Origin of the sequence: Anoxybacillus sp. B2M1, assembly GCF_001634265.1 — a bacterium.
Lineage (GTDB): Bacteria > Bacillota > Bacilli > Bacillales > Anoxybacillaceae > Anoxybacteroides > Anoxybacteroides rupiense.
The window spans coordinates 3,159,178-3,178,539 of record NZ_CP015435.1 but is presented as its reverse complement, the minus strand read 5'-3'; the positions used below and the strand labels follow the sequence as shown (position 1 = coordinate 3,178,539).

Genomic DNA, 19,362 nt, shown 5'->3' with positions numbered 1-19,362 from the left:
TAATGTTTTATCTCCTCCTCTAAACAGAGTGAAGGGGGCAAAGCTTCATATGGGCTATCCATTGCCTATTTCTGCATTCATCAGAAAGGGTGCCTGAATGAACAGGCACCCTTTTTCATGGTATACTTCTTCTCTCGACCTTGAGCTATGAATGGAGCATCGGCACATCAAAGCCTTTCCAGCCACTCTTGAAGCGAATCTGCCGTGTAAGTTGGCTGTTGGTCATATTGCTTTAGCAATTCTTTTGTAGTAACGCCAGTGTGTACAAGCAATGTGTCGATTCCTGCGTTCATTCCTGCCTTAATATCCGTATCATAATAGTCACCGATCATTAATGTTTCTTCTCTCGGCACTCCTAGAACCTTTAATGCCTGTTCCATAATGATTTTTTCGGGCTTACCAATAAAAATAGGGGACACTTGCGTAGAAACGGCGACCACAGCTGTCAATGATCCATTCCCAGGCAACAGCCCGCGCTCTGTAGGAATCGCGATATCACCGTTAGTCGAAATAAATGTAGCGCCATTGCGCACAGCCAAACAAGCGATGGCCAGCTTTTCATATGTAATCGTGCGGTCAATGCCCATTACAACAAATTCAGCATCCTCTGATGCAAATGTAAATCCTTTCTCTTTTAAGGCTTCACGAATTCCGTCCTCACCAACGATATAGACCGAAGCGTCCGGTTTTTGTTCAAAAATATAGTTCGCTGTCGCTTGGCTTGTTGTGAAAATCTGTTGTTCAGTCGCTGGAATATCAAATGAATTCAGCTTTTCAGCCACCTGCATTGGCGTGCGTGAGGAATTATTGGTAACAAATAAATAAGGAATATTTCTCCGATGCAGCTCTTTTACAAATTCTCTTGCTTCTGCAATACATTCTGTTCCACGGTACATGGTTCCGTCTAGATCAATTAAATAGCCTTTATAGTTCTTCATCATATTTTTGGCGCAGGAGCCCCCCGCTCCAACAATTAGAGGGAGTAAGGGAGAGAGGGATGCGCCTTCCTCCTTTCTTTTTTTGCATGATGTTCATAAGGACAGGGAGAAAACCGTTGACACTCCATTTGTGACTCCTCGATGTAGAGAGTGAGTTGCAGGAAACATTACAACCGTAAAACAAGGTTATATTAACAACAAATCCGCTGGAATGACAAAATATACGCTCCTTATGAAACGGCGACACTTATACTAACATCCATTCGATCAAGAGCCTGAACGCAAAAACAAAAACGCCCTTTATTGCATAAATAGAGCGTTCTTGTTTTTGATCATTCACCTGTCTGTTCTTTTATTTGATAGTGGCACCTGTCGTCTCCTTTTGTTATACAAGTGCGTAAAACAACTTCGGAAGTGTCCAAAAGCTGGCGAAAAAGCTGCTGTTCGCACGAGCAAACAGAATGATATTCTTTAGCCACTTCAGAAATGGGACAATGATACGCAATGAGATGGTACGTTCCGTCTTCATCCCTCTTGACTTTTGCCATATATCCTTGCTCATTTTGCAGCTTTAAGAGCCGCTTCATTTTTTGTTCAAATGTTTTCTTCTGAAAATCACGCTCATATGTTGCTTTGAGCCGTTCGGTCCTCGCTCGAAAAAGCCTTTCCAGCATTTCGGCTCCCGCTACATGCTCCAGCTCCTTGAGCAAGTCCATCGTGAGCTGTTTATAATGCTGCGGAAAACGTTCTTCCCCTTTCTCCGACAGCTCATATACATTCGTTGGTCTTCCCATCGCTTGGCGAACAAGCGTTGCCTGAACAAGACCGTCGCGCTCCAATGTATGAAGGTGGCGGCGCACAGCCATCTCACTCACTTCTAGCCGCTTGGCTAGTTCACCCGCGGTCAGCCGTTTTTCTATTTTCAACAGCTGCAGCAATTGCTGTTTCGTGGAAGAGGATTGATTATTCATCTCGTTCACCGTCCTCTCCCTCATTTTACGTTATTTCTGACATTTACACAATTTTTAAACAAAAAAGTTTCAAAAATCAATGATCAATTGCGAAACGCTGAAACAGGCCCAAGTTCATTTTCTAAGTATATGCGAATCGAAGCTGGATACGACTGCAAAGCTGGCAGCGCCCGTCGGAATATTTCAAGCAGCTCGGAATGGTTTTGTTCTGTATACTGCTGCACAAGCATTTTCCGGTATTGAATAATGGCTTTTAACTCTTGAGCTTGAGCGCTTGTGATGACTTTCTCATCTGTTAAAATATCAATGATATCCTCATAACTGCCTGGATCTCGCATAATAAAGCCATCAATCATCGCATTTCCTACATCAAGCACGGCATCAATACAAAGATGGGCAATACGTTCAAATGCGAGCTGGGCAATTTCTCCCTCCCATTCCGCCTGTTGTTCATAAATCCTTAATAGCCGTTCCATATAGCATAAGGTTGCTTCAATTTTAGTGCGATCAACAAAATACATGTCATCCTGGCCTCCCTTTTCAATTAAACCCCTTTATAGTGTATTATAACAAACGGAGACAAATCGCATAAACGTCTGGTAAGATGAATGTATCGACTTTTTTGGAGGTGCAACGCATGAGTGAACGATTTTTTTTATATGATGATGCCGTTGAATCCAAGACAAGATTTGTTAGCTTCCTTGGCCAACGGCAGCGTTTTGACTTAGCGATCGTTCAAACCGACCGCTTTTATGGAAAATATCTCGTTCTGGATATGCAAGGTAATCGGTTTGCCATTATCGGGCAGGATGATCTTGAAGAGCCAGGCTATTTAGAACATGCTTACCAATTAAGTGAAGAAGATGCCGACGATTTGCGTTCTTTCTTGTTTGAGGTGATTTAACCCCATCCACCGAGAAGTCTCCTGCCTGTAACAAAGCGGAGAGACATTTTTGCTTCCGTTATTCATATCGTGTTCATTTTAGGGGCATATTATAAACATCCCCTTAGATGAAGGAGGATGAACAAAATGCCTTATACGGACTTTTCCAGTGTCGAAAAACGGAGAGACTTTCTGACATCTGAAGAATTTCCCGATGGTCCATACGGATCGCCCATCAGGAAAGAGGAACCTGTCCAAAATAAAAGTACACCTTGGCATGAAGGACAACGCTATTACAGCAACTTTAATTATGAATATAAAGCGTTCCATCAAAATATTCCACGCCAATATCCAGGAGCCCATCCACCTCATGATGATCCGGCGAGGGATGAACAACCTCCGTATGATCAGCTTAATGACTAACGAAAAAACATGGCTATCTCATATCTCTTGAGATAGCCATCCTATTGACCAACGCTTTCATTCTGAGCCCCTCTCTTCGCCCATCCGCTTATGAACTTCTTTGTTTCATTCTTATCTTTGCTCAGTTATCTTTATGTGGCAAGCGTTTTTAAGACCGTCTGAGGCAGAAAAAGGCGCGATAACTTTATACATGAACCCCTTCCTCTCACCTTCCCTGCGTGTAAAGGTGGGAAACTTCGCCGTGGAGGGTGTTAAATGATCACCTGTTAGAAAGAAGGCATCATGTAAACTGTATTTGCCTACCATCTCAGCCATGCTTATTTTTTAACTTTTCGTAATACAAAATAGGCGCAGCCGAAATTGCAATATTCATACAAATATTCGGATAATGTGCTAATTTTTGTATCATATGTCGCTTTTTGATTATGATCGTCAAAAAAGCCTCGCAGCCGTAGCTGATTATATCCCCAGTCTCCAACAATATAATCGTATTTATTCAAAATATCCGCATAGCGTGTGCGAAAGGCTTCTTCATTGAACCCGTTTTTCACATTTTCAACTAGCTCATAGCATGTATTGTTAATACAAATCATTTCTTTCACCTCATCCTTTATCATAAATGATGAAGCACTCCCAATCAATTACTGTTATGAAAGTTTGCATAGAAAGGAATGATGAAAACGAGGAGGTGTTTATAGTGAAGAAAACGGTCCTTGCTTTTTCCATTGGCGCCGTCGTGTCTCTCACTGGATGTGCGCAAATGGCAGAGGATAACAACAACGGGGATTTATATAGACGAAATGGAAATACGATTAATGTCACCGATCGAAATGATTTATATAATGTCGAAGGCGTTCCAAACGGCAATGATTCAAGGCTGAATAACTTCGGTTACGTCCGCCATCAAAAAAGCCCAATTATGGGAGATCGAACATCTTATGGCGCGATGCCAACATTAAATCGCGAACGGGTCGCCGATTTAATTAGCAAATTATGTGTACAGCTGCCAAATGTGAATGATGTGGCGACGCTCGTAACGGATGAGGAAGTACTCATTGCTTACGATACAGATACAAAAAACCGATTGGAGACAGCTGATCAAGTGAAAAAAACCGCCCTTTCTGTCGTACCGCGCTACTATCATGTCTATGTCGCGGATGACCCGCGAATGATGAAAGAAATCGAACGCTTTGGACGTTTAGATTCGAACAGCCAAAATATTGACCAAATTCTCGACACAACGATTAAAGACATGCTTAAATATCCGCAAGGTCGGAAGCTGAGTGACGGAGAAAATGCCAATGGCGAAATGATTCATGAAATGAACGATCGTCTCGATCGTGATTTTCGCGATGGCACACCAAAAGAAACAAAAGCAAAATAACGAAAAGAGGCTGTCTCAAAAGGTCGTTAAACCGACCTTTTGGGGACAGCCTCTGTTTCTTTTCTTTACTATTTGGTTATTTATTCCTTTTTTTGAAACGAGAATTTCTCCTTATTTCTGAATTTGATCCTGTTTTTTCTTTGTTGGATCGGTTGTGGCCGCCCACTTTCTCAAATTGTGAGCAGCACAAATAAGCCCCCATTCCAAGGTGATTTTTGGGAGCCCTCTTAACAAAAAGCGCTGAAATTGCTGGTTGTGCTTGATTTGCCCAAACACCGGCTCGTTTTCGATTTGTCGTTTTCGGTACGTCGCCGCCCCTTCTTCCGTGGACAGCCGTTTACGGATCTCTTGCCGTTGTTGTTGATTTTTCAAGGAAACGCGGATGGTGTTCGTGTCTTTGCCTTTGGCGCATGTCGCCTGAAACGGGCATCCGGCACAAGCCGTACAACGATACGTCCGTTTGACGGTAACGTACCCGTTGTCGGTCGTTTCCTTCCGTTCATACCCAAACACCAACCGTTCCCCTTTAGCGCAAATCCACTCATCCAGCTCCTCATCATACGTCATGTTCTCGATTCGGCCGATCTCCTTCGCCCACGCTTTCGTTTGTTCCCGATCCAACGTGTTGTACTTGATCAGGGCGACGATCTCCTTTTTCTCACAGTACGTGTAGTTCTCCTCACTCCCATAGGCGGCCAATTGCTCCAAATGCGGAATGAAACATCCGGCATCCCCTGCCCGTTGATGCACGCTAAATCCAGTGATGAATGGGTTCTCTGTCCCGATCTGCCCATTGTACCCCGGTTTGAGCTGGCCGTTTTTCATATGGTCGTCCTTCATCCGCATAAACGTGGCATCCGGATCCGTTTTCGAAAAACTGTTCCGTTCGCCTAATCTTTCTTTGCATTCTTCATATTTTTTCTTACGGGGGAGAAGATCTTGTTCTAATTGCTGTTTGGCTTTCTTTAACGTACGATTCTTCGGCTCTTTCTTTAGGCGCTCTTCCACTTGTTCGATGACGGCTTCGATCCTTTCGGACGTGATCGGTGAAGCTTCCAGCTTTTCTTGAAAATCCCCCTCTTGTTCCGCCTCTTCATCTTCTTTCGTCACCTGTTCGATCGAGGCAACGATTTTCCGGAATTTCTCCTCCAGTTTCTGATCGTACTTTTCCGTTGATTTGCGCCAAACGAATGTATATCGGTTGGCATTGGCCTCGATTTTCGTTCCATCCAGAAAATAATCCTCTAACTTGACCAACCCTTCTTGACGCAGAAGATCGACAATGGAGAAAAACGTTTCGTAAAGGATGTCCTTCATCCGTTCCGACCGAAATCGGTTGATCGTGCGAAAATCCGGTGTTTGATGGCCGGATAGCCACATAAAGTAAATGTTTTCTTTCAACTGCTTAGCGATTTGGCGAGAGGAGTAGATCCGATTGGCATAGGCATACAGGATGACTTTCAACATCATTTTCGGATGATAGGCTGGACGCCCTCCGCCAGGATAGAGGGAAACGAACAGAGCCGGATCCATTTTTTCCACTGCCAGATCCACAATCCGGCAAAGATGATGTTTGGGAATGAAAATTTCAAGATCCATTGGCAAAATGAGTTGATCTCGATTATAATAAGTGTACATAAGAAAACCGTCCTTTCTTTGGTAGGGTTATGGTGACTCTATTATACCAAAAGAGGAACGGTTTTCTTCTTTATTTATCCAAAAAAGTGTCCCAAAAGCGAACGCTATGCGAACACTTTTGGGACATCCTCTTTTGACATTTATGCTTGCTGGTTCATTTGGCGCGCAGCCGCATTCACCTGCTCGTCCGCATGGTAAGAAGAGCGCACAAGCGGTCCAGCTTCGCAATGGCTGAATCCTTTACTTAGCGCTATTTCTTTTAATTCCATAAATTCATGCGGATGATAATATTTTTGCACTTTAAGATGTTTTTTTGTCGGCTGCAAATATTGTCCAATCGTTAAAATATCAACATGATGAGCCCTTAGGTCATCCATCGCTTCAATAATTTCTTCTTTGGTTTCTCCAAGTCCAATCATAATGCTGGATTTAGTTGGAATATCCGGCTGCAATTCTTTAGCACGCCGTAAAAATTCAAGGGAGCGCTCATACGTAGCGCGGGCACGAACTCTTGGAGTGAGACGGCGGACGGTTTCGATATTATGATTTAAAATGTCAGGCCGAGCATCCATTAATGTTTTTAAATTTTCATATACTCCACCCATATCAGACGGAAGCACCTCAATGGTCGTAAACGGATTTTTGCGGCGAACCGCACGTACCGTTTCCGCAAACACAGCCGCTCCTCCGTCTTTTAAATCATCACGCGCTACAGCTGTTACAACAACATGCTTTAAGTTCATAATGCGCACGGAATCGGCCACTCTTTCCGGTTCCTTCCAATCCAACTCAGTCGGCAAGCCTGTTTTGACCGCACAGAAACGGCATGCACGCGTACAAACGTCCCCTAAAATCATAAAGGTGGCCGTTCTTCTTACAGCCCAGCATTCATGGATATTCGGGCATTTTGCTTCCTCGCAAACGGTATGCAATTGCTTTTCGCGCATCATTTTTTTCAGGCCGATGTAATTTTCGTTCGTATTCAGCTTTATCTTCAACCAATCGGGTTTGCGAATGCGTTCTTCGTTTGTAGCCATTTTTCACACTCCAATAATTTATTTACACATTTTTATTATAAAAAAAAGCAAGGTTGAACACAAAGGAAATTGTCGTAACCGCTTGCAGCTTCCAATTTTTAATATTTATGAAAACCGCCAATCTCCTCAAACTAATGATATCAGATTTTCTGAAAGGAGTAGGAAGATGTGTATAAACTAATCTCTCTGGCATTGACCGTTTTATGCATGGTTTCGTTTCCCCTGTCCGTCTTTGCAAAAGAAACCATGCATGATGAAGATATTTATGAACGGCGAATGGAGCTGTACAAACAAGCGGAAGCAGTCTCGCTCATTCCTTGGTATTATTTTGCCGCAATTGATCAATATGAACGAAATATCCGCCTTGTGCGCCGCGATTTACCGAAAGCGAAAGGCGTTCTTGGTATTTATATTAAACCGGAAATATGGTCTGGGCCTCTTAATAAAAATCAAAATGATACGAATCCGTTCACGATCTCACAATTTGGCGGTTTTGGAATAGATGGAAATGGAGATGGTGTAGCTGATTCGACAAATGATGAGGATATTATTTTTTCCATGGCGCGGTTTCTCCAATCATACGGCACCGATCATGAGCATTTAAAAATGGCTCTATGGCAGTATTATCATCGCAGTAAAACCGTCGATATGATTTTAGGAAAAGTGAAAATTTATAAAAAATATGGCACTCTTCGTCTTGATAGTCACGCATTTCCTCTTCCTCTTCACGCTAACTACACCTATAAAGATACGTGGGGCGATGCAAGAGGCTGGGGGGGAAGAAGAATTCATGAAGGAACAGATATTTTCGCTGATTATGGAGTTCCTGTACGCTCCACTTGTTACGGCATCGTTGAATTAAAAGGATGGAACCAGTACGGAGGATGGCGTGTTGGCATACGCGATATTAATAATACGTATCATTATTTTGCCCATTTAAACGGATTTGCTGGAAGCTTGCATCAAGGACAAATTGTTGAACCGGGAATGATTATCGGCGCTGTTGGCAGCTCAGGCTATGGCCCTCCCGGCACTGCCGGCAAATTTCCACCGCATCTTCATTATGGCATGTATAAAGATAACGGCTATGCAGAGTGGTCATTTGATCCATATCCGCATTTAAAAATATGGGAAAGAATGGATAAAACAAAGCAAAAACAAAGAGATCGGAAATGATCCGATCTCTTCTTGCCCTACATAATAGAGATACAGTAACAATATGAAATTTGACCTTTTTCGCCACATACACCGCGTCACAGAATGATGAAGGGGTCTAAAAGCCGCTGGTTGGTCCTGCTTGAAGTCGGTAATCTGCCTCCAACCATTGAAAAAAGGGAGATTCTTCCTTACATCAGTTATCCATTCCAGCTTCTCATCGTACGATTGTCTAAACCAGCGGAAATCCATCTGCTTCATGTTAATGAGTCGGTACTTCAAATGATGGATTCGCGTTATTTCCGTTGTTATAAAAGTTCGGAACCTCTCCTTCAATGACTTGCATTGCAACCGGAAAGTCCCGCGCTACAACAATCGGTTTTGTCGAAAATGGAATAATCACTTGAACATTCACTTCGACACGGACGGCAATTTCTACAAGGGCATTATTAATTCCAAACGGCTGGATGCTTTTTTTCACTTCTGGCGTCACATCACCGATGATGTCAAACCGAACAGGAACGCGAGGCCCCAAACTTCCAAGCAACACATTATTTGTTGCTTGGCCAACAGGTATATAATAGATAATTCCATCCTCATTCGATTCCGAATCTTCAACGCCAACACTAGAAATTTCAAGCTCCTGAAATTTTCCTTGAGATGCTGCTTTTAAATTCTTTTCCACGCGATCAACAAGCTTGGTAACAACCCGATTGACAATCGCATTATTATAATTAATGGAAGCGATATTGCCGTTTGTATCATGCTGGATCACAATTACATCATTCATATTTATTTCTTCTTCTTCAATTTGCTGCTTAATTGCGCTGTTGATGACCAGATTAGCGACTCGCTTCGTTTCACTCTCGGCAATATCCATTAACACCGGTTCGATTCCTTTATTAATAATCCAAAGACTGACTGCTGTAGACAAAATAAAAAAAACAAAAGTGAGCAAAAATAAATAACGAAAAGGAAGAGGCCCTTTTTTTGGTAAACGTCTAGGAAATGCAGCCAATGGAAAATCCCCCCTTTACAAGCTATATGTATGCTTGAAAGAGAGGACATTTGTTATTTTTTTTATCCCAATTATAGATGTAACTCGATATTTGCCTCGATATAAAGGCTTAAACTAACGAACCTGGCAATCAAATAACGCCGCCTCCCAGAACGATGAAAGCGGCGTTAGACATCCCGACAGTCGCAATAAAACCGCCGCTTCATTGAGAAAGCGACAATGTGTTGACACCCCAAGTTGCCTCTCTATAAATCAAACGATTGTTTTTCTATTTATAGAACCTTTATTTCATTTTAAGCAAAGCTTCCCTTCCTGTCATTCCAACCGTAATTCCTCTTTCTTCAGCTGCCACCGTTACCGACTCTAATGGCGCCTCTAGCAACTGTTCAATGGTGCGGACACCTATCGCCCTGCCTGCAATAATCCCTCTATCTTTCAGTTTTTCATTCAATAATCCCACATCTAGAGCTCCGCACATAATGTACCCTTGATCGCTTGCGACCGCTAATAAATTCGTTTTAGGAAGCTGCACAGAAATTGCGATAAATGGATAATTGTCAATCATAACAGGTTTAATATCGATCATACCGAACACACTCCTTTCTCTAATTCAATGTATGAAAAAGAGAAAAAAGTGTGCTTACGATGGCTGGGCTAATTTCCATGCCAGCAAATCCCGCAGAAATTCAGGCATATAATAGATTTTTTGCGGAGCGCGATGAATTTGCGGATAAAAATGCCCGAAAGTAAACATATCAATCGTAGCGACAGCATACGTTTGATCAGCCCTCAGCTCCTTACCATTAATAAAAATATGGCGAACATGCTCTGAGCCATCACTTGTCTTCTCTGTTTGCAGTTTCACGCCATCGTACGCCATTTGTCCCATTATTTTGCCGCGAAATCCGAATCCTCTTATGGAGAGCCGCTTCATCGTTTCTGTATGCGCTTGTAAAATCACTTCTTTTAGTTCGTCTCCCCGCAAATACACTTTGCATGGATTAATCGGGTGAGGGCAAATTCGATGCAAATCCTTTTTTGTGACAATGCCTTTTGGCAACGGTTCGAGCAGCACTCCTGCATTCACCATACCTATATCGCCGCTACACCATTCTTTTAAGGCAGAGGCTAGCAGCTGGGCGAAAGGTGATGGAGAAAACCATTGTAAAGGCAGCTCTTGATGGAGTTCAGCCACTACTTCTTTGTCAAGCTGCTGTAAGCTTTCCTCCTCCAGTCCCATAAGCATCTGCTTTGTGTCTTCGCATTCCGAAAGTGCAGCCATATCTACTACTTCCGCTTCCCATTTCTTTTCCGGCATGGACAGCTTCACCACTCCAATGTGCTGTCCATACTTTCCAGCGCCACATAGAAGCGTATCGTTCACCCATTTTCCCTTTGGAAACACATGATGCGTATGTGCACCAAGAATCAGATCAATCCCCGATACCGTTTGCGCAATGAACTCGTCATCGTTAATTCCCAAGTGTGACAGCAAAATCACGACGTCGGCTTGTTTCCGCACATCGTGTACAATGTCATTCAGCCATTCTAATGGTGGAGTAATGTTCCATCCTAGCAGCTCATAAAATTTTTTAAAATAAACGGTGACACCAATTACGCCAATACGAAGGGTGTCAGACACGGAAATGATGCGATACGGCTGAAGCCACGGCGGACGTTGCCCATCTTTTTCAAACAAATTCGCTACTAAAACGGAAAAACGAGCATTTTCATATAATTGACTCAGCTCCTCATAATTAAGCGTGATTCCTTCATTATTGCCAATCGTCACAGCATCATACTGCAATTGATTTAATAGCTGCACATTCGCTTTTCCCCTTGTTGCTTCCGTAATGGGATGAAATCGATCGATAAAATCACCAATGTCGAACAAAAGCATTTTTTCGTTTTGCCGTTCATGTTCGCGTCGTTTATCCCGCAAAAATTTAGCAATTCTCGGCCAATTTTCAAAATGGCTATGCACATCGTTTGTATGATAAATATAAAGATTTTGCTTCAACCAAAAACACCTCTTTTATGAAATGCCTTGAATAATAAGGCGCACTCCAAGCAGAATCAGGACAAGCCGCAGCATCAAAACAAGCGTTTGGCTTTTAAGTTTTTTATTCATCCATGCCCCTATCTTTGCGCCAATCCAAATGCCTGGGATCAAAGCAATCGCAAACAGCCACTCCACATTTCCCAGCACGATATGGGTAATAGAGCTCACAACGGAAGACACAAAGATCATAAACATGGATGTGGCCACAGCCACGTGCGGCGGAAAGAAAAACAGCAGGATCATCGCTGGAACCATCAGCGATCCTCCGCCAATCCCAAACAATCCGCCGAAGAAGCCGACGGCAAAGGCAATCGCAATCGCGATTGCCGGATGGTATCCATAGATGACCGTTTCTCCCTCATTTGTTATATATGTGCGCGTGACAACAAAATGCTTTTGTTTAGGCAAATGGGTGGAACGTTTGGTCAGCATCAACAAAAACGAAACGAAAACCAAGAACAAGCCAAAGTAAAGCGAAAAATGTTTCAAGCTTAGCATTTGATTGGTCCACGCACCAAGCATGGCCCCCGGTCCGCTTCCGATAAAAAAAAGCCATCCGCTCTGATAGTCCACCATGCGTTCTTTCATATAAGACAGCGTCGAGGAAAGACCGTTAAAAATAATAACCACTAGTGATGTGCCAACTGCTACTTGCGGAGAAACGTCGGGCAAAAAGTGGATGGCTCCTAAAAACAATAATGAAGGTACAATAATAATCCCTCCGCCTAACCCTACTAAGCTGCCGATCGTACCGGCCAAAAAACCGACCAAAACCAATAATACGTACTCCATTATACCCCTCTCCGTTAAAATAAATCTAACTGTCTTGGCGCTAAATCCGTATACTCGATACCAAGCATTTGAAGTAGCTGTTTGGCGTTATCTGCCGCATCGCCGCCAGAATTATTATTAAATAATATGTAAAGCTCATTTGTTTGCTTCTGAAGGCGCCGAATATGATGCACCCATTCGCGCAACTCGTCTTCACGATAGCGATACAAATAACGGACCGCACGCCAATTTTCTCCACTCGTTGCTTTATTCCATCCGTGCACGTTGCGTCCATGAAAACGAATCAGTGTTTTTTCGCGGTTTGTTGGGTGCAAAACAGCCGGAACCGATCCTTCCCCTGCCTGCGGTTCATCGCATATGCTATGAATCCATCCTTCCGTCTCCATAAACTTCAATGTCTTTTCATAAAAACGGGGCCAAAACCATGACTGATGCCGAAACTCTAAGGCCACTGGAACATCCCCCATTTTCTCTCGACACCAGCGCAAGTATGCGACATGCTCACGCCGGCAATCAAACCAAGGCGGAAATTGAAACAACACCATGGCCAGCTTCTTCGCTTCTAAAAACGGAGCAATGGACAATAAAAAAGCAGCAAACATTTCTTCCTTGCTTGAATAGGGGATTTCTCCACGTTCATGGCCTGTCATTCCTTGATACGCTTTTACAATAAAACGAAAAGCGTCAGGAGTTTCACAAATCCATTTCTCTACATTTTGCTGCGGCTGAATCGCATAAAAATAGGAATCGACCTCGACAGTTGGGAAATGGGCCGCATATTCTTGCAGTTTATCCTTAGAAGCAAGACCGGGTGGATAAAGGCTGTCGTGATCTCCCCAGCCAGTTAATCCGATATAAATCATCCGCATCACCTTAACCTCATCATAACACAATTATGTGGAAAAATAATGTAGCAAATCGGTCTGAACTTCCATGAAAACAACGCAGCTTTATTGTATACATTGGCTAGAAACAGGGATGAAGCAAAACATGTTGGCTTCTTTGTTCGTCCAAACTAGAATGTTCGACTATAAAAACACCCCACACTGCTGGATATTTAATCAACAGTGTGGGGATGAAGCGAAATCAATAGAGCTGATCAGATGCAATCATGGATCAATGGTGGGCGCAGCGTCCCCAAGGAAACACTACACCTTGATATTATAAGGATTAACCAATACTTCCTTCCATCTCGAATTTAATGAGACGGTTCATCTCTACCGCATATTCCATCGGAAGCTCTCTTGTAAATGGCTCAATGAAGCCCATCACGATCATTTCCGTCGCTTCTTGCTCCGAAATGCCTCGGCTCATGAGGTAGAACAGTTGCTCTTCTGATACCTTTGATACTTTTGCTTCGTGCTCTAATGAAATGTTGTCATTTAAAATTTCATTGTATGGGATGGTATCAGAAGTAGACTGATTATCCATAATGAGTGTGTCACATTCAATATTGGAGCGAGAGCCTGATGCTTTTCGACCAAAGTGGACGATTCCGCGATAGGTTACTTTTCCGCCCTGCTTAGAAATAGATTTAGAAACAATGGTCGAAGATGTGTTTGGCGCCAAGTGGATCATTTTCGCCCCGGCATCTTGATGCTGGCCTTTTCCAGCGATCGCAATGGAAAGCGTCAAACCGCGCGCGCCCTCTCCTTTTAAAATCACAGCCGGATATTTCATCGTTAATTTAGAGCCAATATTTCCGTCAATCCACTCCATTGTTGCGTTTTCTTCGCAAACCGCACGCTTCGTTACAAGGTTAAAGACGTTGTTGGCCCAGTTTTGGATTGTTGTATAGCGGCAGTACGCACCCTTCTTCACAATAATTTCCACAACGGCGCTGTGAAGCGAGTTTGTGGTATACACCGGAGCGGTACAGCCTTCCACATAATGCACATGTGCGCCTTCATCGACAATAATCAATGTACGCTCAAATTGTCCCATGTTTTCCGAGTTAATCCGGAAATATGCTTGCAACGGAGTTTCCACTTTCACTCCTTTCGGAACATAAATGAACGAGCCGCCCGACCACACTGCCGAGTTAAGCGCTGCAAACTTGTTGTCTGTTGGCGGCACCACTTTTGCCCAATGCTCTCGGAAAATATCTTCATTTTCTTTAAGAGCGGAATCCGTATCCTTAAAAATCACACCGAGCTTTTCAAGGTCTTCTTTCATGTTGTGGTACACCACTTCGGATTCGTATTGCGCTGATACCCCTGCCAAATATTTTTGCTCCGCTTCTGGAATGCCTAATTTATCAAATGTCGCTTTAATTTCCGCAGGCACTTCATCCCATGAACGCCCTGATTTTTCTGATGGCTTTACATAATACGTAATTTCATCAAAATTTAAACTTGATAAATCGCCACCCCATTGTGGCATTGGTAAGCTATAAAAAATATCTAACGCTTTTAAGCGAAATTCCAGCATCCATTGCGGCTCATTTTTCATTCGCGAAATTTCTTCTACAATCTCTTTCGTCAATCCGCGTTTCGCACGAAACACCGAAACATCCTTATCGACGAAGCCATATTTATATTCGCCGATTTCTGGCATTTTTTTCGCCATTATGATTCGCCTCCTTTTTTACAAGCCTTTCATTGCTGTGAGCGTAAGCCTTTCTCCATCGCCTTCCATGCAAGCGTCGCACATTTAATGCGAGCAGGAAATTTAGAAACGCCCTGAAGCGCTTCAATATCTCCTAAATCAAGCGATTCATCGTATTCCTTTCCCTGCATCATATCAGAGAAGACATGGGCTAACTCTAGCGCTTCTTCGATCGTTTTTCCCTTAATTGCTTGCGTCATCATCGAAGCAGACGACATCGAAATCGAACAGCCTTCCCCTTCAAATTTCGCATCCATCACCTTTCCGCCTTCTACCTTCATCGTTAAATGGACACGATCGCCGCATGTCGGATTGTTCATATTAATATCAATATTTTCATCCTCAAGCACGCCGCGGTTTCTCGGATTTTTGTAATGATCCATGATGACTTGGCGATACAATGTATCTAAAGGGTTATTAAAAGACATGGCTGAAATACTCCTTCGTTTTCTTTAATGCCGCTACTAACCGATCAATGTCTTCCTCAGTATTATATAAATAAAAGCTTGCTCGCGCAGTCGCGGAAACATGGAGCCATTTCATTAAAGGCTGCGCGCAATGATGTCCGGCACGGACGGCAATTCCTTCCGCATCAAGCACCGTGGCCACATCATGAGGATGAACATTGTCGATATTGAATGTGACAAGACCTGCACGTTCCTTTGGTCCATAGATCGTCAAGCCTTCAATAGCGGAAAGCTGCTCTAGCGCGTATTGCGCCAATTGGTGTTCATAAGCCATGATATTTTCTAAACCGATTTGTTCAAGAAAATCAATAGCGGCTCCTAACCCAATCGCACCAGCAATAATCGGCGTTCCCCCTTCGAATTTCCATGGGAGTTCCTTCCATGTCGATTCGTACAAACCGACAAAGTCAATCATTTCTCCGCCGAACTCAACGGGTTCCATTTGCTCCAAAAGCGAACGTTTACCATATAATACGCCAATGCCTGTCGGACCGCACATCTTATGCCCAGAAAATGCAAGAAAATCACAATCCAAATCTTGCACATCGACTTTCATATGCGGTGCGCTTTGTGCAGCATCCACAACCATGACAGCACCATTTTGATGAGCAATTTGCGCAATTTGCTTAATTGGATTTATCGCACCTAAAACGTTCGATACTTGCATAACAGAAACAATTTTTGTATTCGGCGTCACCGTTTTTTCAACATCTTCTAGATTGATGGATCCGTCTTCTTGAAGCGGAATATATTTCAACGTAGCGCCTGTATATTTAGCCACCTGCTGCCAAGGAATGATATTGCTATGATGTTCCATATACGTGATGACAATTTCGTCTCCTTCGCGCAGATTGGCGCGTCCGTAACTCGCCGCCACGGTATTTAATGCGGTCGTCGTCCCGCGTGTAAATATAATTTCCTGTGTTGATTTTGCATTAATAAATTTGCGTACTTTTTCACGCGCTCCTTCATACGCATCCGTCGCTTTCGTTCCAAGCGTGTGCACGCCGCGATGAACGTTTGAGTTATATCCGCGATAATATTGATTAAGCGCTTCAATTACCGGAAGAGGCTTCTGAGAAGTAGCTGCGCTGTCAAGATACACTAATGGCTTCCCATTAACTTCTTGGTCTAAAATTGGAAACAGCTGACGAACCTCTTTTACGTTCATTATTTAACTTTCCTTTCAATGATTTCAATAAGTTGCTTTTTCACGTTCTCCAGCGGGATTTCTTTGACAACAGGTGCTAAGAATCCATGAATAATTAAACGCTCTGCCTCCACCTTTGGAATACCTCGGCTCATTAAATAATAAAGCTGAATGGGATCCACCCGTCCAACAGAAGCAGCATGGCCCGCTATTACATCATCTTCATCAATTAAAAGGATCGGATTGGCGTCGCCGCGCGCTTTGTCGCTGAGCATAAGCACACGCGATTCTTGCTCAGCATTTGATTTCGCAGCACCGTGCTCAATTTTGCCAATACCATTAAAAATGGAAGTCGCGCTATCCTTCATGACGCCGTGCTTTAAAATGCGGCCTTCTGTGTGCTTGCCGTAATGCACAACGCTTGTCGTGAAGTTTTGCGTTTGCTCGCCGCGTCCAACCACCACGGTTTTTGTGTCGCCATAAGAACCGTCGCCGATTAATCGCGTAATATTTTCAGAAACGGTATTTCCATCATTCATCAATCCTAATGCCCACTCAATGCGGCCATTGCGTCCTGCGATCCCGCGGCGATTGACATATGTGGTCGTTCCCTTTGCCAAATGGTCAACCGCTGCAAAAATCACTTGAGCATTTTCATGGGCAAATACTTCAGCGACGATATTAACCACTGCATTCGCATTTTCATGGATGGAAACATAGTTTTCAACATAGGCAAGTTTACTATTCGCTTCCGCTACGACAATCACGTGATTAAACAGTGCCGCATCCTGTGTTTCATGAATATAAACAGCTTGAAGCGGGGTATTGATTTCCACATTTTTAGGAACATATACAAAAACGCCGCCATTGAGAAGCGCTGCATGAAGAGCCGTCAAGCGATGCTCATCGATTTTGACTCCATCCTGCATAAAATATTTTTTCACAAGCTCTCCATGTTCGCGCACAGCCGTGAAAATATCCGTAAAAATAACTCCTTGCTTCTTTAAGTCATCCGATAATGAAACATATGCTGGTGTCTGGTCGCGTTGAATGTATAAATTTTTTGCTTCTTCGCCTGCATCAACCAGTGTTTTTACTGATTCTGGAAGTTCTTCGAGAGATGCAAACGGCGCACTTTGTACAAAATGTTGTGTGATCTCAGTAAAATTCCATTTATCAATCTTTGTTTTATCTGGCTTTGGCAATGACAACTCTTCTGCTTTGGCAAGAGCTTGTAAGCGAAGATCTAAAAGCCAGCTTGGTTCTCCGCGCCCTTCAGAAAAAGTGCGCACATACTGTTGATCGAATGGTAGTTTCGTTTCGATTGCCATAAATAATCCTCCTAACGCTTACGCTTCTTGCTCAATCATTTCATCTTCAATGCCCAATTCTTTTTTGATCCAGTCATATCCTTCAGCTTCTAAGCGCTGCGCTAATTCCGGACCGCCGGATTTCACAATGCGTCCTTGCATCATCACATGCACATAATCTGGCGTAATGTAATTAAGCAATCGTTGATAGTGAGTGATAATTAAACAGCCAAAATCGCTGCTGCGCATTTCATTAACACCTTTTGAAACGATTTTTAAAGCGTCGATATCAAGACCCGAGTCGACCTCGTCTAAAATTGCAATTTTTGGCTCTAGCATCATAAGCTGAAGAATTTCATTGCGTTTTTTCTCTCCGCCGGAAAATCCTTCATTTAAGTAACGATGAGCCATATCAGAGTTCATTTCAAGGAACTCCATTTTTTCATCTAGTTTGCGGATGAACTTCATTAACGAAATCTCGTTCCCTTCTCCAAGACGAGCATTAATGGCAGAACGAAGGAAATCGGCATTCGTCACACCGCTAATCTCGCTTGGATATTGCATAGCTAAAAATAAACCGGCGCGCGCGCGCTCATCTACTTCCATTTCAAGGACGTCTTGTCCATCTAATGTAATGCTTCCTTTTGTTACTTCATATTTTGGATGGCCCATAATCGCGGAAGATAGCGTTGATTTTCCCGTTCCGTTCGGTCCCATAATGGCATGAATTTCTCCGCCTTTTACCTCCAGATTTACACCCTTTAAAATTTCTTTCCCCTCCACCGATACGTGAAGATCTTTGATTGTCAATACCGCCATAAAAATACCTCCAATTTTCTAAAAGAAGTTTGTGTATCTCATCGTTATTGTAATTCTCATTTTATTCTCATTACAATCTTATAACAAATGAAAGGTATTAGCAACCATTTAACTCCATTAGTATACTTTTTAAATAAAAAAGTTTAATAAGTAAACATATCAAAAAAGCCTCCTATTCTGGAGGCTCTTTCACTAATGTTTTGTCGTCAATTCGGCGATGCATTCTTGAACAAGCGTCACCGCTTGGCTCATCGCTGCGCCTCCCGCAAACGCTACCGCAACGCCGCAAGCTTCCAAGATTTCCTGTTCTGTCGCCCCTTGATCGATACAGCCTTTCGTATGATAAATCGTACAATATTCATCTTGTGTAGCTAGGCTAATCCCGAGAGCGATCAATTGCTTTTCTTTTTGCGACAAAGCTCCCTCCTGAAAGCATGCTTCAGTAAAGGCATTAAATTTCTCTGCCACTGCGGGGATTTTCTGTGTGAAGGCGCCCAATCCTTCTTTATAATGCTGCAATGCCGCTTCTGTTGAAGAATGTGTTGGTTGATTCATCCTCAAGCTCCTTTCAAAATCATAAGAACTGCGCTTATATTATTGACTAAAAATGGGAAGATCATATAACTGAATCGAAAAGAAAATCGACCTGAACGTTCTGGAAGAAATGGTTGCATAATCATCAAGCCCCGTGGTTTCTCATGCTGATTA

21 protein-coding genes are annotated in these 19,362 nt (G+C 43.0%); 4 read left to right on the top strand and 17 right to left on the bottom strand.

Annotation, left to right across the window (positions count from 1 at the left end):
• Positions 1 to 167: 167 nt before the first annotated feature.
• The 3 genes from GFC28_RS15460 to GFC28_RS15450 all read right to left on the bottom strand — a co-directional run bounded on the left by GFC28_RS15460 (position 168) and on the right by GFC28_RS15450 (position 2,430).
• Positions 168 to 938: a TIGR01457 family HAD-type hydrolase gene (locus tag GFC28_RS15460; protein WP_044742341.1), complete on the bottom strand. Its 771-nt coding sequence runs from the start codon at positions 936 to 938 to the stop codon at positions 168 to 170.
• 332 nt (positions 939 to 1,270) lie between these two features.
• The gene (locus GFC28_RS15455) at positions 1,271 to 1,909 is read right to left on the bottom strand and encodes a helix-turn-helix transcriptional regulator (protein ID WP_044742342.1); all 639 of its coding nucleotides are present in this window, start codon (positions 1,907 to 1,909) and stop codon (positions 1,271 to 1,273) included.
• Between the two features lie 83 nt (positions 1,910 to 1,992).
• Positions 1,993 to 2,430 (bottom strand): DUF86 domain-containing protein, encoded by a 438-nt coding sequence (locus GFC28_RS15450; protein WP_044742336.1) that lies wholly within the window; start codon positions 2,428 to 2,430, stop codon positions 1,993 to 1,995.
• A 116-nt stretch (positions 2,431 to 2,546) separates the two neighbouring features.
• On the opposite strand from GFC28_RS15450, the gene GFC28_RS15445 reads away from it, so the two are divergent.
• Positions 2,547 to 2,813 (top strand): DUF3055 domain-containing protein, encoded by a 267-nt coding sequence (locus GFC28_RS15445; protein ID WP_044742337.1) that lies wholly within the window; start codon positions 2,547 to 2,549, stop codon positions 2,811 to 2,813.
• A gap of 126 nt (positions 2,814 to 2,939) precedes the next feature.
• Complete coding sequence (locus tag GFC28_RS15440) at positions 2,940 to 3,215, top strand: cytosolic protein (RefSeq protein WP_369818726.1); 276 nt, start codon at positions 2,940 to 2,942, stop codon at positions 3,213 to 3,215.
• Positions 3,216 to 3,532: 317 nt separating this feature from the next.
• Here the strand turns inward: GFC28_RS15440 and GFC28_RS15430 are convergent, their stop codons facing one another.
• Positions 3,533 to 3,808, bottom strand: a complete 276-nt coding sequence (locus GFC28_RS15430) for a YutD family protein (RefSeq protein WP_044742343.1) — start codon at positions 3,806 to 3,808, stop codon at positions 3,533 to 3,535.
• A 167-nt stretch (positions 3,809 to 3,975) separates the two neighbouring features.
• Here GFC28_RS15430 and GFC28_RS15425 point away from each other — a divergent pair, with 167 nt between their 5' ends.
• Complete coding sequence (locus GFC28_RS15425) at positions 3,976 to 4,599, top strand: YhcN/YlaJ family sporulation lipoprotein (RefSeq protein ID WP_369818775.1); 624 nt, start codon at positions 3,976 to 3,978, stop codon at positions 4,597 to 4,599.
• A 111-nt stretch (positions 4,600 to 4,710) separates the two neighbouring features.
• Here GFC28_RS15425 and GFC28_RS15420 read toward each other — a convergent pair whose 3' ends face one another.
• Positions 4,711 to 6,237: an IS1182 family transposase gene (locus tag GFC28_RS15420; RefSeq protein ID WP_066329555.1), complete on the bottom strand. Its 1,527-nt coding sequence runs from the start codon at positions 6,235 to 6,237 to the stop codon at positions 4,711 to 4,713.
• A gap of 140 nt (positions 6,238 to 6,377) precedes the next feature.
• Positions 6,378 to 7,274 (bottom strand): lipoyl synthase, encoded by an 897-nt coding sequence (gene lipA / locus GFC28_RS15415; RefSeq protein ID WP_044742742.1) that lies wholly within the window; start codon positions 7,272 to 7,274, stop codon positions 6,378 to 6,380.
• Positions 7,275 to 7,481: 207 nt separating this feature from the next.
• Between lipA and GFC28_RS15410 the strand changes: the two genes are divergently transcribed.
• Entirely contained in the window at positions 7,482 to 8,450 is a 969-nt protein-coding gene (locus tag GFC28_RS15410) for a M23 family metallopeptidase (protein WP_044742790.1), read from the top strand.
• 241 nt (positions 8,451 to 8,691) lie between these two features.
• Here the strand turns inward: GFC28_RS15410 and yunB are convergent, their stop codons facing one another.
• From yunB to GFC28_RS15355, 11 genes are all read right to left on the bottom strand, one after another.
• The gene (yunB, locus tag GFC28_RS15405) at positions 8,692 to 9,447 is read right to left on the bottom strand and encodes a sporulation protein YunB (RefSeq protein WP_044742743.1); all 756 of its coding nucleotides are present in this window, start codon (positions 9,445 to 9,447) and stop codon (positions 8,692 to 8,694) included.
• 283 nt (positions 9,448 to 9,730) lie between these two features.
• Positions 9,731 to 10,033, bottom strand: coding sequence for a YunC family protein (locus tag GFC28_RS15400; protein WP_044742744.1), 303 nt, complete (start codon positions 10,031 to 10,033; stop codon positions 9,731 to 9,733).
• A gap of 54 nt (positions 10,034 to 10,087) precedes the next feature.
• The gene (locus GFC28_RS15395; RefSeq protein WP_044742745.1) at positions 10,088 to 11,467 is read right to left on the bottom strand and encodes a bifunctional metallophosphatase/5'-nucleotidase; all 1,380 of its coding nucleotides are present in this window, start codon (positions 11,465 to 11,467) and stop codon (positions 10,088 to 10,090) included.
• 15 nt (positions 11,468 to 11,482) lie between these two features.
• Complete coding sequence (locus tag GFC28_RS15390; RefSeq protein WP_044742746.1) at positions 11,483 to 12,301, bottom strand: sulfite exporter TauE/SafE family protein; 819 nt, start codon at positions 12,299 to 12,301, stop codon at positions 11,483 to 11,485.
• A 14-nt stretch (positions 12,302 to 12,315) separates the two neighbouring features.
• Positions 12,316 to 13,164: a DUF72 domain-containing protein gene (locus GFC28_RS15385; protein ID WP_044742791.1), complete on the bottom strand. Its 849-nt coding sequence runs from the start codon at positions 13,162 to 13,164 to the stop codon at positions 12,316 to 12,318.
• Positions 13,165 to 13,471: 307 nt separating this feature from the next.
• Positions 13,472 to 14,869 carry a Fe-S cluster assembly protein SufB gene (gene sufB, locus GFC28_RS15380; RefSeq protein ID WP_044742747.1) on the bottom strand — a complete coding sequence of 466 codons (1,398 nt, stop codon included), beginning with the start codon at positions 14,867 to 14,869 and terminating at the stop codon, positions 13,472 to 13,474.
• Positions 14,870 to 14,898: 29 nt separating this feature from the next.
• Entirely contained in the window at positions 14,899 to 15,336 is a 438-nt protein-coding gene (gene sufU / locus GFC28_RS15375; protein WP_044742748.1) for a Fe-S cluster assembly sulfur transfer protein SufU, read from the bottom strand.
• Positions 15,326 to 16,546 carry a cysteine desulfurase gene (locus GFC28_RS15370; protein WP_044742749.1) on the bottom strand — a complete coding sequence of 407 codons (1,221 nt, stop codon included), beginning with the start codon at positions 16,544 to 16,546 and terminating at the stop codon, positions 15,326 to 15,328. The genes sufU and GFC28_RS15370 overlap by 11 nt, the downstream gene beginning before the upstream one ends.
• Complete coding sequence (gene sufD / locus GFC28_RS15365; RefSeq protein ID WP_044742750.1) at positions 16,546 to 17,856, bottom strand: Fe-S cluster assembly protein SufD; 1,311 nt, start codon at positions 17,854 to 17,856, stop codon at positions 16,546 to 16,548. The genes GFC28_RS15370 and sufD overlap by 1 nt, the downstream gene beginning before the upstream one ends.
• Before the next feature lie 18 nt (positions 17,857 to 17,874).
• Entirely contained in the window at positions 17,875 to 18,654 is a 780-nt protein-coding gene (gene sufC, locus GFC28_RS15360) for a Fe-S cluster assembly ATPase SufC (protein ID WP_044742751.1), read from the bottom strand.
• Between the two features lie 192 nt (positions 18,655 to 18,846).
• Positions 18,847 to 19,209, bottom strand: a complete 363-nt coding sequence (locus tag GFC28_RS15355; protein ID WP_044742752.1) for a carboxymuconolactone decarboxylase family protein — start codon at positions 19,207 to 19,209, stop codon at positions 18,847 to 18,849.
• Positions 19,210 to 19,362 lie beyond the last annotated feature (153 nt).

Coding starts and splice junctions, on each gene's coding strand:
- GFC28_RS15460 (WP_044742341.1), bottom strand. CDS start 938: ATGAAGAACTATAAAGGCTATTTAATTGATCTAGACGGAACCATGTAC.
- GFC28_RS15455 (WP_044742342.1), bottom strand. CDS start 1,909: ATGAATAATCAATCCTCTTCCACGAAACAGCAATTGCTGCAGCTGTTG.
- GFC28_RS15450 (WP_044742336.1), bottom strand. CDS start 2,430: ATGTATTTTGTTGATCGCACTAAAATTGAAGCAACCTTATGCTATATG.
- GFC28_RS15445 (WP_044742337.1), top strand. CDS start 2,547: ATGAGTGAACGATTTTTTTTATATGATGATGCCGTTGAATCCAAGACA.
- GFC28_RS15440 (WP_369818726.1), top strand. CDS start 2,940: ATGCCTTATACGGACTTTTCCAGTGTCGAAAAACGGAGAGACTTTCTG.
- GFC28_RS15430 (WP_044742343.1), bottom strand. CDS start 3,808: ATGATTTGTATTAACAATACATGCTATGAGCTAGTTGAAAATGTGAAA.
- GFC28_RS15425 (WP_369818775.1), top strand. CDS start 3,976: ATGGCAGAGGATAACAACAACGGGGATTTATATAGACGAAATGGAAAT.
- GFC28_RS15420 (WP_066329555.1), bottom strand. CDS start 6,237: ATGTACACTTATTATAATCGAGATCAACTCATTTTGCCAATGGATCTT.
- lipA (WP_044742742.1), bottom strand. CDS start 7,274: ATGGCTACAAACGAAGAACGCATTCGCAAACCCGATTGGTTGAAGATA.
- GFC28_RS15410 (WP_044742790.1), top strand. CDS start 7,482: ATGGTTTCGTTTCCCCTGTCCGTCTTTGCAAAAGAAACCATGCATGAT.
- GFC28_RS15400 (WP_044742744.1), bottom strand. CDS start 10,033: ATGATCGATATTAAACCTGTTATGATTGACAATTATCCATTTATCGCA.
- GFC28_RS15390 (WP_044742746.1), bottom strand. CDS start 12,301: ATGGAGTACGTATTATTGGTTTTGGTCGGTTTTTTGGCCGGTACGATC.
- GFC28_RS15385 (WP_044742791.1), bottom strand. CDS start 13,164: ATGATTTATATCGGATTAACTGGCTGGGGAGATCACGACAGCCTTTAT.
- sufB (WP_044742747.1), bottom strand. CDS start 14,869: ATGGCGAAAAAAATGCCAGAAATCGGCGAATATAAATATGGCTTCGTC.
- sufU (WP_044742748.1), bottom strand. CDS start 15,336: ATGTCTTTTAATAACCCTTTAGATACATTGTATCGCCAAGTCATCATG.
- GFC28_RS15370 (WP_044742749.1), bottom strand. CDS start 16,546: ATGAACGTAAAAGAGGTTCGTCAGCTGTTTCCAATTTTAGACCAAGAA.
- sufD (WP_044742750.1), bottom strand. CDS start 17,856: ATGGCAATCGAAACGAAACTACCATTCGATCAACAGTATGTGCGCACT.
- sufC (WP_044742751.1), bottom strand. CDS start 18,654: ATGGCGGTATTGACAATCAAAGATCTTCACGTATCGGTGGAGGGGAAA.
- GFC28_RS15355 (WP_044742752.1), bottom strand. CDS start 19,209: ATGAATCAACCAACACATTCTTCAACAGAAGCGGCATTGCAGCATTAT.